The sequence below is a fragment of the Chloroflexus sp. genome, assembly GCF_034432675.1.
Lineage (GTDB): Bacteria > Chloroflexota > Chloroflexia > Chloroflexales > Chloroflexaceae > Chloroflexus.
Genome location: NZ_DAOUBI010000168.1, coordinates 1 through 18,633, shown reverse-complemented (window position 1 = coordinate 18,633; position 18,633 = coordinate 1). Strand labels below are relative to the sequence as shown.

At 56.5% G+C, this 18,633-nt stretch carries 13 protein-coding genes; 8 read left to right on the top strand and 5 right to left on the bottom strand.

What is annotated here, in order from left to right:
* The first annotated feature begins 376 nt into the window (after nucleotides 1–376).
* On the top strand, nucleotides 377–1,450 hold the full coding sequence (locus VAE55_RS12465; protein WP_322816103.1) for a response regulator transcription factor: 1,074 nt from the start codon (nucleotides 377–379) through the stop codon (nucleotides 1,448–1,450).
* Here VAE55_RS12465 and VAE55_RS12460 read toward each other — a convergent pair.
* The 4 genes from VAE55_RS12460 to fabF all read right to left on the bottom strand — a co-directional run bounded on the left by VAE55_RS12460 (nucleotide 1,447) and on the right by fabF (nucleotide 10,727).
* Nucleotides 1,447–3,039 carry an ATP-binding cassette domain-containing protein gene (locus VAE55_RS12460; protein WP_322816102.1) on the bottom strand — a complete coding sequence of 531 codons (1,593 nt, stop codon included), beginning with the start codon at nucleotides 3,037–3,039 and terminating at the stop codon, nucleotides 1,447–1,449. The two genes, VAE55_RS12465 and VAE55_RS12460, sit on opposite strands and share 4 nt — an antisense overlap.
* 78 nt (nucleotides 3,040–3,117) lie before the next feature.
* Nucleotides 3,118–8,193 (bottom strand): DEAD/DEAH box helicase, encoded by a 5,076-nt coding sequence (locus VAE55_RS12455; protein WP_322816101.1) that lies wholly within the window; start codon nucleotides 8,191–8,193, stop codon nucleotides 3,118–3,120.
* A gap of 11 nt (nucleotides 8,194–8,204) precedes the next feature.
* Nucleotides 8,205–9,227 carry a DNA polymerase III subunit delta' gene (holB, locus tag VAE55_RS12450; protein ID WP_322816100.1) on the bottom strand — a complete coding sequence of 341 codons (1,023 nt, stop codon included), beginning with the start codon at nucleotides 9,225–9,227 and terminating at the stop codon, nucleotides 8,205–8,207.
* Between the two features lie 84 nt (nucleotides 9,228–9,311).
* On the bottom strand, nucleotides 9,312–10,727 hold the full coding sequence (fabF, locus tag VAE55_RS12445; RefSeq protein WP_322816099.1) for a beta-ketoacyl-ACP synthase II: 1,416 nt from the start codon (nucleotides 10,725–10,727) through the stop codon (nucleotides 9,312–9,314).
* 109 nt (nucleotides 10,728–10,836) lie between these two features.
* Here fabF and hisC point away from each other — a divergent pair, with 109 nt between their 5' ends.
* The 5 genes from hisC to VAE55_RS12420 are packed head-to-tail and all read left to right on the top strand — an operon-like array spanning nucleotide 10,837 to nucleotide 14,620.
* Nucleotides 10,837–11,943, top strand: coding sequence for a histidinol-phosphate transaminase (gene hisC, locus VAE55_RS12440; protein ID WP_322816098.1), 1,107 nt, complete (start codon nucleotides 10,837–10,839; stop codon nucleotides 11,941–11,943).
* A complete protein-coding gene (locus VAE55_RS12435) occupies nucleotides 11,940–12,725 on the top strand; it encodes an inositol monophosphatase family protein (protein ID WP_322816097.1) in 786 nt (261 codons plus the stop codon). The genes hisC and VAE55_RS12435 overlap by 4 nt, the downstream gene beginning before the upstream one ends.
* The gene (locus tag VAE55_RS12430; protein WP_322816096.1) at nucleotides 12,722–13,048 is read left to right on the top strand and encodes a nucleoside triphosphate pyrophosphohydrolase family protein; all 327 of its coding nucleotides are present in this window, start codon (nucleotides 12,722–12,724) and stop codon (nucleotides 13,046–13,048) included. The genes VAE55_RS12435 and VAE55_RS12430 overlap by 4 nt, the downstream gene beginning before the upstream one ends.
* On the top strand, nucleotides 13,020–13,637 hold the full coding sequence (hisB, locus tag VAE55_RS12425; protein WP_322816095.1) for an imidazoleglycerol-phosphate dehydratase HisB: 618 nt from the start codon (nucleotides 13,020–13,022) through the stop codon (nucleotides 13,635–13,637). Before VAE55_RS12430 ends, hisB begins: the two co-directional genes overlap by 29 nt.
* The gene (locus VAE55_RS12420; RefSeq protein ID WP_322816094.1) at nucleotides 13,634–14,620 is read left to right on the top strand and encodes a PrsW family intramembrane metalloprotease; all 987 of its coding nucleotides are present in this window, start codon (nucleotides 13,634–13,636) and stop codon (nucleotides 14,618–14,620) included. Before hisB ends, VAE55_RS12420 begins: the two co-directional genes overlap by 4 nt.
* 7 nt (nucleotides 14,621–14,627) lie before the next feature.
* Here the strand turns inward: VAE55_RS12420 and VAE55_RS12415 are convergent, their stop codons facing one another.
* On the bottom strand, nucleotides 14,628–15,206 hold the full coding sequence (locus VAE55_RS12415; RefSeq protein ID WP_322816093.1) for a hypothetical protein: 579 nt from the start codon (nucleotides 15,204–15,206) through the stop codon (nucleotides 14,628–14,630).
* A gap of 287 nt (nucleotides 15,207–15,493) precedes the next feature.
* Here VAE55_RS12415 and VAE55_RS12410 point away from each other — a divergent pair, with 287 nt between their 5' ends.
* Nucleotides 15,494–16,696, top strand: a complete 1,203-nt coding sequence (locus VAE55_RS12410; RefSeq protein ID WP_322816092.1) for an aspartate aminotransferase family protein — start codon at nucleotides 15,494–15,496, stop codon at nucleotides 16,694–16,696.
* Between the two features lie 114 nt (nucleotides 16,697–16,810).
* Nucleotides 16,811–18,103, top strand: coding sequence for an adenylosuccinate synthase (locus VAE55_RS12405; protein WP_322816091.1), 1,293 nt, complete (start codon nucleotides 16,811–16,813; stop codon nucleotides 18,101–18,103).
* Nucleotides 18,104–18,633: the final 530 nt, after the last annotated feature.

Here is an 18,633-nt window from a genome sequence, read left to right as displayed (position 1 = left end):
TTGTCTTGTTCGCTCATCATCCGCGTGTGGCGTCGTTTGGAGTGCGGCAGCCATGCTGCCGCGCCAGCCGTACACACGCCATATCGTGTGTCGCGTCGTTGACCCGACTGGTCACGCGGATGCCGGGTGTGCCCATCACGAACATAGCATTGGTCGGCAATGAATGAGATACCTTCATAGGAGATGTTTTTTGAAACAGGTTCTACAATATGCTGTTAAGCAGACATTTTTGAAACAGGTTCTACAACATTGCTCCGAGTTACCCCTATTTGCCTCACAATCCTTTTTCGGGGATAATATCATTTATCTTAATGAACAACTACTGGCAATGAAGCGGAGATAATTCCTGGGTTGGGATTGTAGTGAGGCATTGGCAATGGGAACAACGCGCGTTGTGGTGGCCGATGATCACGCGGTAGTGCGCGCCGGATTGCGGAGCGCGCTGGCTAGTCTACCGGAGTGTGAGGTGGTTGGTGAGGCGGCTGATGGGCCGCAATTACTGGCCGTGCTGGCGCAACACCACCCCGATCTGCTGGTCGTTGATGTCGCTATGCCTGATTTTGAGCCAATTGCCACAATTCGTCAGATTCACGCTACCTATCCGGCAATGAAGATTCTGGTTGTCAGTGCCTACGACGATCAGTCCTATGTGGTCGGTCTGCTGGCGGCTGGTGTGAATGGCTATCACCTCAAGGATCAGCCCCTCAGCGATCTGCAACTGGCGGTGCAACGCATTATGGCCGGCGGGAATTGGATTTCCAGCCCACTCTTAAACCGTATTATTCAGGCAGCACCACAGATTACCCGCTCACCGCATGTCACGCTGACCCGGCGCCAACGCGAACTCTTGCGCCTGATTGTCCAGGGCTACGACAACCGGCGGATGGCGCAAGAAATGGATCTGAGTGTCAAGACCATCGAGAACCATCTGACAGCACTCTACCGTGCTATTCATGTGAGTAGCCGGCTTGAGGCGTATCAATTCGCTATTCATCACCCTGAACTACTGGCTGAAACCGGTTACGAAGCGGCCCAGAACCGTGAGTCCGTAGTTAGCGGTGTCTCACCGTTGACCGTGCTGGTCGTTGACGATAACGAACGGTATCGTGCGCAATTGAAGCGGATGATCGGCAAAGCCTGTGGCGAAGCGCAGCTTTACGAGGCTGAAGATTGTCATCAGGCAGTTCGCTTACTTCAACAGATCACGCCCGATCTGGTGTTTGTTGATGTTATTTTGAATGACGGTGACGGGATTCAATGCCTACGCCGCATCAAAATGTCTCAGGCCGACGTGCGCGTGATCTTGATTAGTGCCTACCCTGATCGCGAGTTTCGCCGTCTGGGGCTGGAGGCAGGAGCCATAGCATTTCTCGACAAAAAAGACCTCGACGCCGCTACGGTGCGCCAGGTAGTTGAGGATGCGCTGCGCCGTAAGCGGAAAGTTCTCTAAACCACCCCAATCCCTTCGGTTGTCGGGAAGGGTGCCGGATTGGGGATTTCAACCTGTAACTCTAATCCTCCCCATGCCGAGGGGCCGATCCGCAGGGTGCCGCGTAAGAGGGAAACTCGTTCGCTAATGCTGATCAGGCCAAAGTGTTTTTGCTCTGAAAGGCTGCGCAGATCGGGTGGGGTAGCCATCCCTTTGCCATTGTCGGCTAAGCGAACCGTAATCCCCGCTGCTGATGTCCGGCGCACCTCAAGCACGACCTGCGTCGCACGAGCATGCTTTCGCACATTGTTAAGCCCCTCTTGCACAATCCGAAAGACGGTGAGTTCGATGGTCTCTGACCAGCGTTCTAACGGTTCAGCGATCTTCAACTCAACGCGAATACCGGTTTGCTCACTCCACTGACTTACCAGAGAGCGGAGGGCAGCCGCCAGACCATGACTATCCAGGGTGGGAGGACGCAGATCGCTGCACATCTGGCGCAGCATGGCGACAACTTCCCGGATGCCCCGCCGGATATGCTGCAATTCTTCCAGGATGCTTTCCTGGTCAATCTCCTCTTCGACGTGCTCAAGCTGATAATTGAAGCTGAGCAGGTCTTGAATGACCTGGTCGTGCAGTTCACGGGCCAGGGCTTTGCGTTCGGCTTCACGTTCGTCAATCAGGCGATGATTTGCCTCTTGCAAAGCCCGATTGAGCTGATCCAGGGCGATCATTTGGGTTTGTAATTGCCGTACCAGTTCCCGATTCAGCGAGTCTTGTTCGTCTAGGTTGTGTTGCAATTGTTGCTGGCGCTGACGCAATATCTCGGCCTGTTGCTGAGCCTGATAGTAGTTTTCAAAGGCCCAAATCAGCGGTGTGACTCGTTCCTGACGTACCGAACCAACCATCAGCTCGACAATATCGCGCGGGGTCGTATTACCGGTCGTTTGCAGTGCGGCCTGACGCCCCTGATACAAGACCAGGATGCGGTTGGTGATGCTGAAAATGAGATTAAGGTCGTCACTGCTAAAGATAATGCCGACGCCGGTTGCCGCCAGTTCGCGCAGATAGTGCAAGACGGCTTGCTGGCGCATAAAGCTCAGTGCCGAGAATGCTTCATCAAGGATCAACAGCCGGACAGGCCGCACGAAAGCCCGGATGAGCGCGATCAGTTGCCGCTCCTCTTCGGTCAGGTCAGCCGTTTGCTGATGGGCCAGTCCCGGCGGTAACCCAAACCGGTCAAGCCACTGATAAGCGATAGTCGCCATCGTAGCCTGATTGAGCCGACGGTTGCCTCGCTCGCGTCCAAGGAAGATATTGTTCAGCACCGGCATGATCTCGACCAATGGCGGGGTTTGGGGGACGAACTCAATCCCCAGGCGCTGCGCAGATTGGGCTTTCCAGGCCAGTGGTATACCATCGATCTGAACTTCGCCGGTGGTTGGCGGGTAGATGCCGGCCAGGACTTGTAAAAGAACCGACTTACCGGCGCTGCGCAAGCCGACCACGCCCAAAATCTCACCTGGGCGTAAATCAAACATGATCCCGCTCAAGATCGGTTTGGCGCCGAAGACCACATGTAATTCGCGCACGCTCAGCAGCGGCAACATAACTCGACTCCGGTACCTGTGCTCTCTACCAGTGCGTGGCTGTCTGGCAGGGAGCGAGCGTTGGATTGCGCCATCAATTCATCCGCTGATACCAAATACGTCAGGGTATGATCGAATCTGTTCCTCTAAATCGCGATCATGCCGGATAACGATGACTCGATAACCGTGTGCGCGTAGATCGCGTCGAATCCGACTATCAAGCGCCTGTTGGGTTGGTTCGTCGTGGACGCTGCCATCGCAAAAGACGCAGACGTTTGGGTCGTAAAAGAAATCGGCAACACAATTCAGTTCAATGATCCGTTCTTGCGCATTGTCAGGGAGACGGGCATTGTGCGCCTTGAGCATTCTTAGGAAGCGGTGCTCCAGGTCGGATTGCGGATCGATGCGCGATAGTAAGAACTCCAGGTGTTCAATATACGAACGCCGGTTGCTTTCGCGCCGCAGTTCTGCCTGACTCAGGGCCACCAGGAGATCACGAATAGCATGCCGGTTGATCTGTAAAATCTCGTGTTGGTTCGAGAAACTGAGCAGGCAGTCGTAGCATGCCGCCGTGCATTCCGGTTTCGTATCCTGACCGTCTACCGTAAAGTGGCACAGCTCCAGGACAGCACGAATCATGCGTGGAAAAGCGGCTGTTTCTTCGATCAGCCGTCGGAGCACGCCAACGCCACCTTCACTCTTCTCGATGAACAGGAGCGATTGCCATTGGTCACGGCCAACAACTTCGATCCCGATTTCATCCGCATCGAGTTGGAATGTCTCGACCAGGCCAAAGCGTAACGCATGCTTCAGGCTAATCCAATTGGTCGCCGCGATACCTGTCTGCTGACCGATAAACCGCATCATCAGGATGTTTTGCGTTTCCTGGGCGCTGATAAAGACCCGCTCACCTGGTGGTTTCGCACGTGGCGGCCCAATATCGTCCAGCAGGTCTTGTTCGCTGACGATGTCGCCGGTGTCGAGATTGACGAGGAAGCCAGACTCTTTGCCGGCTAACCAGCCCCGATTGATGGTGAGGATGGTTGCTGCCGGGGCATATGTCAGCTCAAACAGGAGATCGGTGGCGTTGACAATATGCGCCTTCATCTGATGGGCATTGTTGGGCGCAAAACGGAAGGTGGTCAGAGTATCGAAACCGCGCCGCCGCCGTTCTTCCTCTTCAGACGTGATACGCTCACGGCGCCGGGTTGTCACATTCGGCATATCGAGCAGGGTCGCCAGGTAGCTGTTCTTGCCATCGAATAGCGTTTCGCACACCGGACAGCGATCATCACCGGGATCGGTAAATGTTCCGCACGTGTAGCAGAGTTTGCGTGCTGAGCGGCGATTGTGCAGGCCATCAGCCGCAGTACGAAAACTGACCACTTCCCATTTGGCGCCTTCGTGGTAGATGTAGTTGTGCGGCGCGAATTCGCGTAGTCCGAGCACCCGTGGGCGCGGGATGAACTCACCATCACCACGTTTGATCCACGCACGCACCGGCAGAGCCGGGAAGTTGTAGCCGGGCAGGAAGCCTTCGGTAGCCAGGTAGCGGTAGGGGTAGAAATCGCTCTCCTCGCTGGCAACATTGTCTTGCAGGAGCAGGTTGCGCTGGCGCAGTGCTTCATCCAGGAGCCGTTTGCCTTGATCCCGCACTTTTTTATCGCGGCTATACAAGAGATTGTTCGCTTCAGATGATTGTCGTATGGCAATGCGGTACAATTCGCGCCAGCGATCAAACGCCCGATCAAACCGCTCTGGCGCTTCGTTGAGAGCGTCTTCCAGCCAGCGTTCACTGTACCACGGTGCGATACTTCTGAGATCATCGCTCAACAGCGCCGACTCAATCTGTTCACGCACGTCACGCAGGTGTGCCGGTGATAGTCGAATCTGGTGGAGCGTGTTCGGGGTGAGGGGCAGGTCTGGCTGGTCGAGATCGATTATATCGCCAATCGAATGCCCCAGCGGTAGGCGGACTGCGGCCAGCCAGATCGCGTGCAGATGGGCACGTACCAACGCCTCACTCGTCAGATCAATGCGCGGTGCCTGGACACTACCGGCTACCATCTCGTGGCGGCGACGAAAGAAGTACTGGTCGTGGGGACGGTTGGCACGACAGTAGGTGATAATCAACCCCGGCTGGCCCTGGCGTCCGGCCCGTCCACTACGCTGGGCGTAGTTGGCTGGGGTTGGTGGCACATTGCGCAGATGTACCAGTTCCAGGTCGGCGATGTCAATGCCCAGTTCCATCGTTGGCGAACAAACCAGGAAGGGGAGAGGCCGATTGATGCCTGGATCGTTTCGTTCCGCTTCCGTCCAGCGGAAGCGCTTCTCACGACGCTCGCGTTCACCCGGCGCCACGACCTGCGCTGTATGTTCGCGAGCTTCCAATGAGGCCAGTGATTGCGCCTTTTGCAGGTAGAACTGACGGAAGAAGCGATTGGATCGTTCCTTTTGCACACCGTTCTGATCTGAGGATGGGTGATCTGCCGATATTAGTTGTAGACCATCACCCTTGCACCAGCGTAGACAGGCTGCGTTGAGCTGAAAGCGCTGGTGATCGGCGATTGGCTCCAGGCGGACGACTAGTCCATACCCTGCCAGCTCATCAAGGAGTGCTTTCATCAACGTGATGTATTCATCTGGTTGCAGATTGAGCTTCTTGCGTATGTCCCGTCCCAGGCGGCTACGGGGGCCGAGCGAGATGCCATTAATCGGCTTGCTGGCCTGTCCGCGTACTACGGCACAGGTTGCAGGCTGGAGACCGCTCGCATCGTCTGCATCAAATCCCCAAAATTCATTCAGATGATTCGTTATCCGTCTGGTCAGCTCACCCTGATTCTCTTCTTGCAACCAGCGCACACTGATTGCCCGCCGCTGCCGCATAGCATCAAGCACCCTGTTCACAATTGTCGTTCGTTGATCCACCGGAATGCGCTGCAACACACCCTGCCAGATTGTGTCGTCGGTGCAAAATTCATCGAGTCCGGTGTAAGCAATCTTGAGCAGCTTGAGTTGCTCAAGATTGGGTTGAACGATGCTGCGCCAGCCGCGTTGCAGGTCTTCGTACAGCCAGTATTCCACCAGATCGGTGAAGGTCTTCCATACTTCCTTTGCCATTGGCGCATTACTACGCAGCGCACTATTCCTGGCAATGTCGGAGAGCTGTAGAGTGGTATATTTGACAACCTCTTCCGCAACGTTACTGTCTCTCAGTTCACCATGGGATTGTAACGCTTCCACCAGTGCTGCCCGGATTACAGTAATATGGATGAGGTCGTTAAAGTGACCGGCCTGCAACGCGGCGTCCTGACGGTTGTCAACAAACGAGAGCAAGCGGTTGCTGGCGGCTCCGGTACGTTGCGCATGCTGCAACAGCGAAATGGCGAGGATTGAAGTCGCACTTGATACATTCTCGCTGGAGAGGGTGCTGAGTTTGGTATACTCTGTCGCCCGTCCGTCATACCATTCACCACAATTCAGGCAAATGGTAAAGGGCCGCTCTTGAAACCACATGGGCTGGCTGTTGGGAAGTGGATACTCGCTACAATTACCGTCAGGCTGCACCCACATCTTTATCGGTACCCGCGATTTCCATTTCTTGTCCAACAGGCCTCTGGCATTAAGCCACTCGTCAGGTAGTTTTTCCTCGCTCCAGTCATCAGATTCGTGAGCCAGCATCAAATATCCCGGACGGGCGCTGCGGTCGTTCTCATACATCCGTAAGTCAAGGAGTGGGACTGCCTGCCGTTTCTCTTTCAACACAATATCGTAATACTCCTGACCACAATGACGGCAGAAGACAAGAGGGAACAGGAGCTGGCCCTGTTGATTGCGCAGCACGCCTTCGAGCTGAATCTGGCGGGTCTGGCGATCTTCCAGGCTGGCATACACCCGGTGACTTTGGGCGATAAACTGGTGTAACTTAAAGGCAAACGCCCGGCGACCGTCAGGGCGCTGCATGGCACTCCCCTCCTCTAGCATGTGCTGGATCGCCTTGCGGCTCGCCTCTGGAGTGCAACCGATCATTTCGGCCAGTTCACTGGCCGCATCGCTCAAGGTACGCGGCGGGCGACGTACCAGCCGGCCATCGGTATCGGTCTGGATGCCCAGTGCGTATTCGAGCCAGCGGGCGAGTGGATGGCGGCGCAACGCTTCCCAGGGCAGCAGATTGTCGCTTGCCGGGAGAGGTTCGGTCAAGGCTGTGCGTAACTCGGCTTCCGTCGGTTGACCACCAATCGTCAGTGGCTCAAGCGTCTCTTCAATCACCTGATCGGCGCTGATCGGATGGGCAAAGAAACGGGAAGCGAATTCGGCCACCACTCGCCGTCGCTCTTCAGCAGATGCCTCTGAGCCGGCTACCATCGTTGCCGATGTCCCGATATGGCGGATGTCAGGGGCGGCGCAGCGCTGTTTGAGGCGACGGATCAGCATCGCAACATCGGCGCCCTGGCGGCCACGATAGGTATGCAATTCGTCGAAGACCAGGAAGTGCAACCCCTTCATCGTCTCGCCGATCAGCTTCTGGTCGTCAGGACGCACCAGCATCAATTCTGCCATGACATAGTTTGTCAACAGAATGTGGGGTGGGTGACGACGGAGTTCTTGCCGTAGTTCTTCGCTGGTTTCACCAGTATAACGGGCAAAGCGGATCGGGAATTCACGGCCGTACTGCACGCGATACTGGTCGGCAAGGCGGCGCAGAGCCTGCTCTTGCGAGTTGACCAGTGCGTTCATCGGATAGATGATCAGCGCCTGCACGCCGCTGACAGGTTTGGTCTGGCGCAGCAGATCATCAATAATGGGCAGAAAGTAGCAGGTACTTTTGCCTGAACCGGTGCCGCTAGTCACCACAAAACTCTCGCCGCGAGCAGCGCGTGCAACCGCCTCGTACTGGTGTTGATAGAGATGAAACGGTGCATTCGAAACTGTACGAAAGAAGTGAGCAGTTTCCGGTCTGATCATCCCGGCCTGCTCCAGATCATCGACGGTTTGCGCCATCTTGTAGGTTGGGCTGAGCTGAACGAGTGGCTCTGGCCAGAGTTCCTGCCGGGCAAGTTTCTCCTCAACCGAGGCCCGAATCCGATCATCAGCAATGCGGATAAACGACTCGACAAATATACGATAGTCGTCAATGACTGCTGCATGAAGATCGAAGATCGATGGGTGATGCATGCCTTCCTCCGTCAGCCAGAGTGCGGTATGTGCAAGACGAGGTGTTCAAGCGCCAGTTGCGGGTTGACGTTTTCCAGCAATTGCCGGCTCACCGTCATGATCTGTTGGAGAAAAGCAAACGCCGTTGCCGGTGTAACCCGACCGGCCAGAGCTGCCAATTCAGTCCGACGATCAATGTTGGTGATAGCTTCATCACAGCTGGCAGCAACATACATCACGTCACGCCACCAGCTCTGCCACAATTCGAGCCACATCAAGACGGTTGCCTGATCGCCGGCCCGGTATTCTTTGGCCCGTTCTTCAGCCCATTGCAGACCGGTCGTGATCGGGGCTGAGGATAGCGCGATTAACGCATCCAGACACTCACGACGTGCAGTCTGTGCAGACGGATCGTTAAATAAATTGATGGCCCAGCCAATCCGCCCGTTACTCCAGGCGGCCAGTATTTCAGCCTGGTCTTTGGATGCACCCTGATCACGAAGTGCGCTCGCTACCTGCTCCCGTGGCAACGGTCGTAATCGCAGCACCCGACAGCGCGAGACGATGGTCGGCAGCAACTCATTGCTATGCGCCACCAGCAGCAGCGTCGCGTAATCTGGTGGTTCTTCCAGCGTCTTCAGCATCGCATTTGCCGCCTCTTCGCTGAGGCGGTCGGCGTCGTGGAGGATCAGCACGCGGCGCGGCGCCTCGTATGGGCGCAAGGCCAGATCGCGTTGCCACTCGCGGATCGTGGCAATTTTCAGCTCTTTCTGGCGCACGGCATCTTCGGCTTTGGCGGCTGCGGCCTGGGTTTCCATCCCGGCAATGCGGACATCGGGATGGCTGCCGTGCTCGATACGGCGACAGGAACGGCATTGCAAACAGGGATCACCGGTCTGCCGTTCGCACAGCAGCGCCTGCGCCATGCGCAACGCCAGCAGCGATTTACCGAGTCCTTGTGGCCCGGCAAAGAGGTAGGCGTGGGCTACCTGTTGGCCGCGGATGTTACTGCGGAGCTGTTCAATGGCCCATTCGTGACCGTACACATGCCACATATCAGGTAATCATCGTTTGCAGGCTGATGGCAACAGATTGCACAGCAAGCGGATGCCGTGATCCATCTATACCATTGTATCCGCTCACGGCATTTTGCGGAAGGCCAGCACCGCATTCACCCCGCCAAACCCGAACGAATTCGAGATTGCGACCTGAATGGCTGCCTGACGAGCAACATTCGGCACATAATCGAGATCGCATTCGGGATCGGGATGTTCGAGGTTAATGGTGGGTGGAATCTGACCGTGGTGCAGCGCCAGAATGGTGGCTGCTGCCTCAACTGCGCCGGCAGCACCGGTGAGATGCCCGATCATCGATTTGATCGAACTGATCGGCACACTGTACGCATATTCATCGAACACCTGTTTGATCGCTCTGGTTTCCGCGATGTCACCCGCCGGTGTACTAGTGGCGTGAGCATTGATGTAATCAACCTGTTGCGGTGCCAGTCGGGCCTGTTGCAATGCCCGCCGGATTGCCAGCGCCGCCCCTTCGCCATCTGGATCGGGAGCAGTGACGTGATAGGCATCGGCAGAGACACCATACCCGATCAGCTCGGCCAGAATTGGCGCGCCACGCCGCTGGGCACTGCTCAGACGTTCAAGCACCAGCACGGCTGCCCCTTCGCCGGGAACAAAGCCATCGCGCAGCACATCAAACGGACGCGACGCCCGTGTCGGCTCATGGTTACTGCGCGTACTCAAAGCGCGCATGACACAGAATGCACCCAGGCTGAGGGCAGTGATGGGAGCTTCGGCACCGCCGGCCAGCATCACTTCGGCATCACCGCGCCGAATGACCTCTGCCGCCTCGCCGATTGCCTGCGCACCGGCAGCACATGCGGTACAGATCGCGGTTGTGTAGCCACGTAAACCGAAATGAATGGCGACCTGGCTGGAGGGCATATTCGGCAGGGCTGCCGGAATGAAAAATGGACTAATTTTCATGCCACCACGCTGGATCAGTGTGATGACAGCCTGTTCTACATCGGGCATCGAGGTAGTCCCGCTGGCGATCAGAACACCGATCTCATCGCGTGCCATACGTTCGAGCGGCAGGCGAGCGTGGTCAAGGGCCATCCGGGCAGCGGCTACGGCCATCTGACTAGCGCGGGACATCCGGCGCGCCTCTTTCGCATCCATGAACTCCTGTGGATGAAAATCGTTTACCTGGCCTGCCAGTTGACAGGGATAATCACTCGGATCGAAAAAGGTGATGCGACCAATCGCACTACGCCCGCCAACGAGACCGGCCCAAAATGGCTCAACACCAACCCCAAACGGCGAGATGACGCCCAGACCGGTCACCACAATGCGCTGGTCAGGGGGAAGATGATCGGTTACAACCGGCTGTGGTTCGACAACGGGTTCTTCAGCCAATACCTCGGCCAACAGTGCTTCGATCTGCGCTTCAATAGCTTCGTCGGGCACATGCTCTCGCACGAGACCGAGCAGTTCGGCCCGCAACGCTGCGCGCCGATCCAGTGCTCGTGGGGTCATTGCTTCCTCCCTCAATTCAACTATTCAAGGCTTGAATTATACCACGTAGCTGTTGTGTCTGTGGTATCATACTCGCTGGTATGCGCTCCCTCGTCACTATGGAGTTACTATGATGTCGGTTCTGTCCGGTTTGATACGTCCTGAGATTGCCGATCTGGAAGCATATACCCCGATTGTACCGCTAGACGTGCTGGCTGATCGTCTTGGCCTGCCGGTGGCGCAGATTGTCAAGCTCGATGCGAATGAAAACCCCTACGGCCCGGCACCGGCAGCGCTGGCCGCACTTCAGGCGACTGCAACCTACCATATATATCCCGACCCAGAGCAGACGGCGCTGCGGAAGGCGCTGGCCGATTACACCGGTCGGTCAGCGGAAGAAATCCTCTGCGGAGCCGGTGCCGATGAATTGATCGACCTGGTTTTACGCCTGATTATCAGTCCCGGCGATGCGATCATCGATTGTCCACCTACCTTCGGCATGTACCGGTTTGATGCCGGTATCTGCGGTGGGCGGGTGATCAGTATCCCGCGCCGTGCCGATTTCAGTCTTGATCTGCCGGCCATTGCCCGGGCAGCAGCGCAGGGTGCCAAAGCCATCTTCCTTACCTCGCCTAACAATCCCACCGGCAACCCGCTGCCACGCAGCGAACTACTCCAGATTCTTGAATTGCCACTGCTGGTGGTTGTTGATGAGGCGTACATTGAGTTTGCTGAGCCAGAGCATGCACCGGTCGGTGCGAGTGATCTGCTCGACCGATATCCAAATCTGGCTATTCTCCGCACATTCAGCAAGTGGGCCGGTCTGGCCGGGTTGCGCGTAGGCTATGGCCTGTTCCCACGCTGGTTGAGTGAGCAACTCTGGAAGATTAAGCAACCGTACAATGTCTCGGTTGCTGCCCAGGCTGCGGCTGTGGCTTCACTGGCTGTCGCTAGCGAATTGCGGGCGCGGGTGCAGGCTATCGTTGCCGAACGTGAGCGTCTGTTTCAGCATCTCGGCACGTTTCCGTTTCTCACCCCTTTCCCAAGTGTAGCGAATTTCATCCTCTGTCGGGTCGAAGGGCGTGATGCGCGTGAACTCAAACTAGCGCTCGAACGGCGTGGGGTGTTGGTGCGCCATTATCAGACACCGCTGCTCAATGGCTATATTCGGATCAGCGTCGGTACTCCTGCCCAGACAGATGCGCTGATCACGATGCTTGCTGAGGTGACCCGATGAGCACATCTCTTGCCCGCACGCTTGACTTTGCCCGCCAGATTGCATACGAGGCCGGCCAGATCACGCTGCGCTATTTTCAGCGTGGTGTCACTGTTGAACACAAAGCCGATGAGTCGCCGGTGACGATTGCTGATCGGGAGGCCGAGCGTCATCTGCGCGCCGCGATTCAGGCGGCCTACCCTGATCACGCCGTCCTTGGTGAAGAAGATGGTCTGACCGGGAGTGAACACGCTACCTACCGCTGGGTACTTGATCCGATTGACGGTACGAAAAGTTTTGTGCGGGGCGTGCCACTCTACGGAGTGCTGATTGGATTGTTGCGGGAAGGTGAACCCGTGCTCGGTGTCATCCATATCCCAGCGCTGGCCGAAACTGTGGCCGCCGCGCAGGGTTTGGGTTGTTACTGGAACAATCAACCCTGTCGGGTGTCGTCTGTCTCCAGCCTGCGCGAGAGTCTGGTCGTCGGGACGGTGGCTCACGGCTACGAACGCTACAACCGATCAGAAGCTTTTCAGCGTATTCTGCAGCGTGCTGGCCTGTTCCGCACCTGGGGCGATTGCTACGGCTACGTTCTGGTAGCCACCGGTCGCGCCGAAGTTGCGCTCGATCCGGCCATGAACGTCTGGGATGCTGCGGCACTGCTGCCGATTTTGAGCGAAGCTGGTGGCGCCTACACCGACTGGCAGGGTGTGCCGACCATTTACCACAACGAAGGCATTGGCAGCAATCGCTATGTCTTACCCGAACTGTTAAGCCTCATTGCTGGCGAGGAGTCGTCATGAACGCCGATAACTATCAAGAACTGGCAATGCGCACGCTGGCTGCCGGTCTGACACCGTGCGAGCGTCTGACCAATGCGGCGCTTGGCCTGAGTGGCGAGGCCGGTGAGTTCGCCGACACCGTGAAAAAACATCTGTTTCACGGTCATCCACTCAATCGTGAAGAATTATTGAAAGAGTTGGGCGATATTCTCTGGTATGCGGCTCTGGTCTGCGATGCACTTGATGTTCGCTTGAGTACCGTCATGGCGGCCAATATCGAGAAACTGCGACGACGTTACCCGGAGGGATTTAGCAGTGAGCGAAGTCAGCAGCGTAGTGAATAGAATCCGGCGGGCGACCATTGAGCGGGTGACCGGTGAGACAAATATTACCCTTACCCTCACCATCGATGGTAGTGGACAGGCTGATGTGCAGACCGGTATCGGTTTTCTTGACCATATGCTGACGTTGTGGGCACGCCATGGCTTGTTCGACCTTCAGGTGCGGGCGCAGGGCGATCTCCACATTGATGAGCATCACACTGCCGAAGACGTGTGTATTTGCCTGGGTCGGGCCATTAATCAGGCGCTCGGTGAGCGGGCCGGCATTGTACGTACCGCACACAGCTTTGTGCCGATGGACGAAGCCCTGGTGCTGGTTGCTGTCGATCTTGGTGGCCGACCGTACTGTGTGGTACAGGCTGATTTTGTTACAATGCGCGTAGGACAGCTCGGTACCGATCTGGTGGCCCATTTGTTTGAGAGTGTTGCCTTCAACGGTCGTTTCAATCTCCACGCACAGGTGATGTACGGGCGCAACGACCATCACAAGATCGAGGCGCTGTTCAAAGCGTTCGGGCGGGCACTCGATACCGCCACCCGCATTGACGCGCGTTTAGGGGGAACCATACCGAGCACGAAGGGTGTCCTATGATCGGGTTTGTCGCTGCTGCCATCCTCAGCTTTGTGCCGGCATTCATCTACGCTGCAATTGCTTACTGGCTTGACCGGTTTGAGAAAGAGCCACGCCGGTTACTGTTTGGGGCATTCATCTGGGGTGCATTTGTCGCAACTCTTGGCGCCATCGTCTGGACAGGGCTGGCGCAGGTCTCGCTTTCCATCTTCATTGGGGAAGCCTCTGCTGAAGTTGCCGGCACAACCCTACTGGCGCCGCTGGTAGAGGAGAGTCTGAAGGGGATTGCCGTTGTTATTATCATGCTCGCCTTCCCCGAAGAGTTCGATTCGCGGCTCGATGGAATGCTGTACGCTGCTATCACCGCATTAGGCTTTGCCGCCACTGAAAACCTGCTCTACCTCTACTTCATGGGCTATCAGGAGAGTGGGGTTGGCGGTTTAATCTCCCTCTTTATCTTGCGCGTCATTCTCGGCGGATGGGGCCACGCTGTGTATACTGCCTGGATCGGCCTGGGGCTGGCAATGTCGCGGCTGCACCCGAACCGCTTTATTCGTTTCATTTCCCCCTTTGCCGGTTGGCTGCTGGCAGTCTGCCTGCACGCTCTCCACAACACCATGGCTGTATTCCTGGCCGGTGAGTTTGGCCTCACCGGCCTCGGCCTGACATTACTGGTCGACTGGTCGTCCTGGATCGTCGTCCTCGGCCTGGTGATCTGGGAGATTCGGCGCGAGCAGCATCACATTGCCACCTATCTGGCAGAAGAGGTGATGGCCGGCATTATTGCACCGGGTCATTACAATGCTGCGAAATCATTCAGTGGTCAGCTCCGCAACCGGCTGCGCAACGCCACCGCCAGTCGTTTTTATGAAGCCTGTGCAGAACTGGCGCATAAAAAGCATCATCTGGCCACCGGTGTTGGTGACGAGCGTAACACGATTGCCCGCATCAATCAGCTACGCCGCGAACTGGCCCAACTGGCCCCGAAAGTGCCGGCAGCCTAGCAATACGTCATCCGCCTAGATGCCTGGCAATCCGCTGTCGTGTCCGGCGGTACGAACGATGGCACAAATCGAGTAACAGGCGCTGTTCAGCCTGCACCCGGCGACGCTCTTCTTCGCACTGTTCGGCGTGCTGAATAGCAGCCTGCAATTCGGAAGCCATATCCTGAATGTTGGCCTGTGCCTGTTCACAGAAAGAGGGAACAGGCTGCATCAAACTCAGCACAACGGCCAGACGGCGCAAACTGTTCAGCAGATCGGTCGCAGTCAATGCACCGGCTGCCGAGTCTGGTTCAAAGAGTTGTAAATATCGCGTATCAGTGCCAACAACATCGAGCACCTGTTGCCGCACGTGCGCATAGAGCCGCTGGGCACGCACCTCGCACTCCCAGCGGGTTGTCAGTGCAGCACGCCATGCGGCCAGGGCTTCCGCACTCCGTTCCTGTTGCTCGGCGAGAATAGCGCGTAACTGGGTGTGGCGTACCAACTCCTCTTCGGCGAATGGTAAACGATTGCGAAGCTGCTCAAGCAGCGTGATGATCTGGTTGAGCGGATCGAGATGAGAAGGTTGGACGATGACGGCTGTCACGGCAGACCTCACAGCTTTCAAGAAGATGCCACTACAAATCATCGTACCGAAAGTGATAAGTGTCGTCTATAGTACAACAGGTTGATTTTCGGTTAGGACTACCTGTGAAGCAGTGGAGGACGGAAGCATTACCGGCCCCTGTGTAGCACAGTTATACGGCACTATCCGCCAGTCGTGCGCCTTCCACCAAACGTTCAGAGACAACCGGCGTTACCACAGCGACTCTGCTGCCGGTGGTATAATTGCACCTGTGAACATATCATCCACCGCGACGGAAAGGATATGCTATGACCGGCGAACGCGCCGCAGAACTGATTCAAGCCGATCACCAATATCTGTTGCAGAGCTATGTACGCGCCGATTTCGTCATTGAACGTGGCGAAGGGGTGTATCTTTACGATAGTGAAGGTCGGCGGTATCTCGATTTTGTCGCCGGCATTGCGGTGAATGCGCTTGGCTATGGTGACCGTGACGTTCTGAAAGCGATCAATGATCAGGCTGAACGCCTTATCCACGTTTCCAATCTCTACCACACGCAACCGGCAATTGAACTGGCAAAGCTCCTGGTGCAGAGCAGCCCGGCGTTTGCCAAGGCGTTTTTCTGCAACAGTGGAGCTGAAGCGATTGAGGGGGCGATTAAGTTCTCACGGCGCTACGCTCGTGCCCATGTTGGCGAAGGCAAGACAACGATTGTTGCCTTCGACGGTAGTTTTCATGGGCGTACTATGGGCGCAGTTGCCATTACTGCTCGTGAAAAATACCGGGAGCCGTTTATGCCGGTGATGCCCGGTGTGCGCTTTGCCCGCTACAATGACCTGGACTCACTGGCAGCCGTGATGGGCGATGATGTCTGTGCCGTGGTGGTTGAGCCGGTGCAGGGCGAGGGTGGCCTGCGTGCCGCTGAACCGGCCTTTATGCAGGGAGTGCGCGAACTGTGCCAGCGCTATGGCGCATTGCTGATCTTTGATGAAATTCAGTGCGGGGTTGGTCGTACCGGCACGCTCTGGGCACACGAGCAGCTCGGTGTTCAGCCAGACATTATGACGGTAGCCAAACCGTTAGCCGGTGGGCTGCCGATTGGTGCGGTGCTTATGGGCCAACACGTTGCCGATACCATTCATCCAGGCGACCATGGCACAACCTTTGGCGGTAATCCACTGGCGACTGCGGTTGGCACCGTCGTGTTCCGCAAAATTAGCGATACGGCTTTCCTGGCCCATGTCCAGCAGGTAAGTAATTATCTCGATGAAGCGTTGCAGGATTTCGCCAATGAACACGCCGATCAGGTGCTCGAATTGCGCGGACGTGGCCTGATGCGCGGTGTGCGCATTGCCGGTTCGGCAAGTGCTGTACGTGAAGCAGCTCATCGCCACGGTCTGTTAGTCGCTACGGCTGGTGAAGATGTCATTCGCCTGCTCCCGCCCCTGATCATCGAGCCGCAGCACGTTGATGAAGCATTGTCTGGTCTGCGGGCGGCGCTGCGTGCATGATTGGCGTGCTCAGCGATAACGTGCAGAGATGATGTGTCTGGTAGAGTCAAAGAGAAAACGAGTCGGTCATCAGCGCCTGACTCGGAGCAGAATCAATCTTTCAGGAGAGAGGCGATGCCTGTAGTTGCATTAATTGGCGCTCAGTGGGGCGATGAGGGTAAAGGCCATCTGGTCGATCTGCTGGCTGCGCGGGCGCGGCTGGTCATTCGCTACGGTGGCGGCAATAATGCCGGACATACGGTTGTCAACCATCTTGGTACCTTTAAACTGCATCTGGTGCCTTCTGGCATCTTTGATCCAGGTATTGTTAATGTCATTGGCCCTGGCGTAGTGGTGAATCCGGAAGTACTAATCAAAGAGATTGAGGATCTTGAAGCACGCGGTGTTTCTACCGCCAAATTGTTTGTCAGTGATCGCGCACATGTGATCATGCCGTATCACATCCAGCTCGATCAGTTGCAAGAGGAAGCACGCGGTGAAGGGCGGATTGGTACCACCGGTCGTGGCATTGGACCCGCTTACGCCGACAAGATGAGTCGGTCCGGGATTCGAATGGGTGACTTGTTGCACGAAGAGACGCTGCTGAACCGGCTGCGCACAGTACTGGAAGAGAAGAATCGACTGCTGACCAAACTCTACAATGCCCCTCCGCTCTCGCTGCACAACACCTATCTGACCTATTTAGAGTATGGACGGCGGCTCGCCAATCATATCACCGATGTTCATCCAATCATTCATCGGGCATTGGGAAAGGATTTGCCGGTTCTGCTTGAAGGTGCGCAGGGTGCGTTGCTCGATATTGATCACGGTACGTATCCTTTCGTGACTTCCTCGCCACCTGGGGCTGCCGGTGCATGTCAGGGTAGTGGTATCGGCCCGACGCATATCAATTCGGTGATCGGGGTGGTAAAAGCCTACACAACCCGCGTTGGCGAAGGGCCGTTCCCTACCGAAGTTGATGGGCCGGTGGCTGATGCGCTGCGTCAGATCGGTACACCGTGGGCAGAAGTTGGCACCACGACCGGTCGGCTACGACGGGTAGGCTGGTTTGATGCGGTGATGGTGCGCTATGCAGTGCAGGTAAACGGCGTCGATACCCTGGCAATCACGAAACTTGATGTGCTCGATGGCCTGGAGACACTCAAGATTTGTACAGGCTATAAACTGCACGACGCCCTGCTGGAATATCCCCCTACCACGACAGCGCTGTTTGATCAGATCGAACCGGTTTATGAAGAGCTGCCGGGGTGGAGTGAACCAACGCGGCATGTTCGTCGCTTTGCCGATTTACCCGAAGCTGCTCAGGCGTATGTGGCGCGCATTTGCCAGTTGGTTGGTGCCCGCCTGGGCATTATCTCGGTTGGCCCTGGTCGCGACCAGACGATTATGGTGGCTGATGTGTTTTAAGGGGTGTCGTCGGGGTAAAAGGTTGTTGTGTACAGCTCGTGTCAAATCTGGTAGCAGAGAAAGCCGGATACACTATCCCCACTCTAGGGGGTATCTGAACGATGCCCTGCTGCGCCTGAGACTGGTATCCCCTTGGGATCGCGAGCCTCCGGCTCGCTCACACCCTGACACAGTACTACCGCACGCTGCACCGGTGACTCCCGCCCCCGCTGGATGGGTTAGGGTGGGGAGATATCTTTTATTGCCTCTGAGAGCAGTAGTTGTGTGACACCCTAATCCAATTATGCAGCATATCTTAGCACAGAAGTGCTGCACCGGACGCTCCTGCACTGTGCCGATCCACCGGCGAGCTGCTGGTATCGCCTCTGCATAGGGGTAACACCTGAGCAATGTGCATCGTTGAACAAGCGTAGGTTTGCTCCGACCTTTTTATCGGCAGCCTATCGATCTCAACCTGCTCTGTTGCAACCATTGATTAAATGTGGTAACAATGGCTTCTGCACCCGCGAGCAAGCCGTTCTGGCAACGTT

Bases quoted from the DNA above. Each gene is read 5' to 3' on its own strand.
- VAE55_RS12465 (WP_322816103.1), top strand. From the start codon at position 377: ATGGGAACAACGCGCGTTGTGGTGGCCGATGATCACGCGGTAGTGCGC.
- VAE55_RS12460 (WP_322816102.1), bottom strand. From the start codon at position 3,039: ATGTTGCCGCTGCTGAGCGTGCGCGAATTACATGTGGTCTTCGGCGCC.
- VAE55_RS12455 (WP_322816101.1), bottom strand. From the start codon at position 8,193: ATGCATCACCCATCGATCTTCGATCTTCATGCAGCAGTCATTGACGAC.
- holB (WP_322816100.1), bottom strand. From the start codon at position 9,227: ATGTGGCATGTGTACGGTCACGAATGGGCCATTGAACAGCTCCGCAGT.
- fabF (WP_322816099.1), bottom strand. From the start codon at position 10,727: ATGACCCCACGAGCACTGGATCGGCGCGCAGCGTTGCGGGCCGAACTG.
- hisC (WP_322816098.1), top strand. From the start codon at position 10,837: ATGATGTCGGTTCTGTCCGGTTTGATACGTCCTGAGATTGCCGATCTG.
- VAE55_RS12435 (WP_322816097.1), top strand. From the start codon at position 11,940: ATGAGCACATCTCTTGCCCGCACGCTTGACTTTGCCCGCCAGATTGCA.
- VAE55_RS12430 (WP_322816096.1), top strand. From the start codon at position 12,722: ATGAACGCCGATAACTATCAAGAACTGGCAATGCGCACGCTGGCTGCC.
- VAE55_RS12420 (WP_322816094.1), top strand. From the start codon at position 13,634: ATGATCGGGTTTGTCGCTGCTGCCATCCTCAGCTTTGTGCCGGCATTC.
- VAE55_RS12410 (WP_322816092.1), top strand. From the start codon at position 15,494: ATGACCGGCGAACGCGCCGCAGAACTGATTCAAGCCGATCACCAATAT.
- VAE55_RS12405 (WP_322816091.1), top strand. From the start codon at position 16,811: ATGCCTGTAGTTGCATTAATTGGCGCTCAGTGGGGCGATGAGGGTAAA.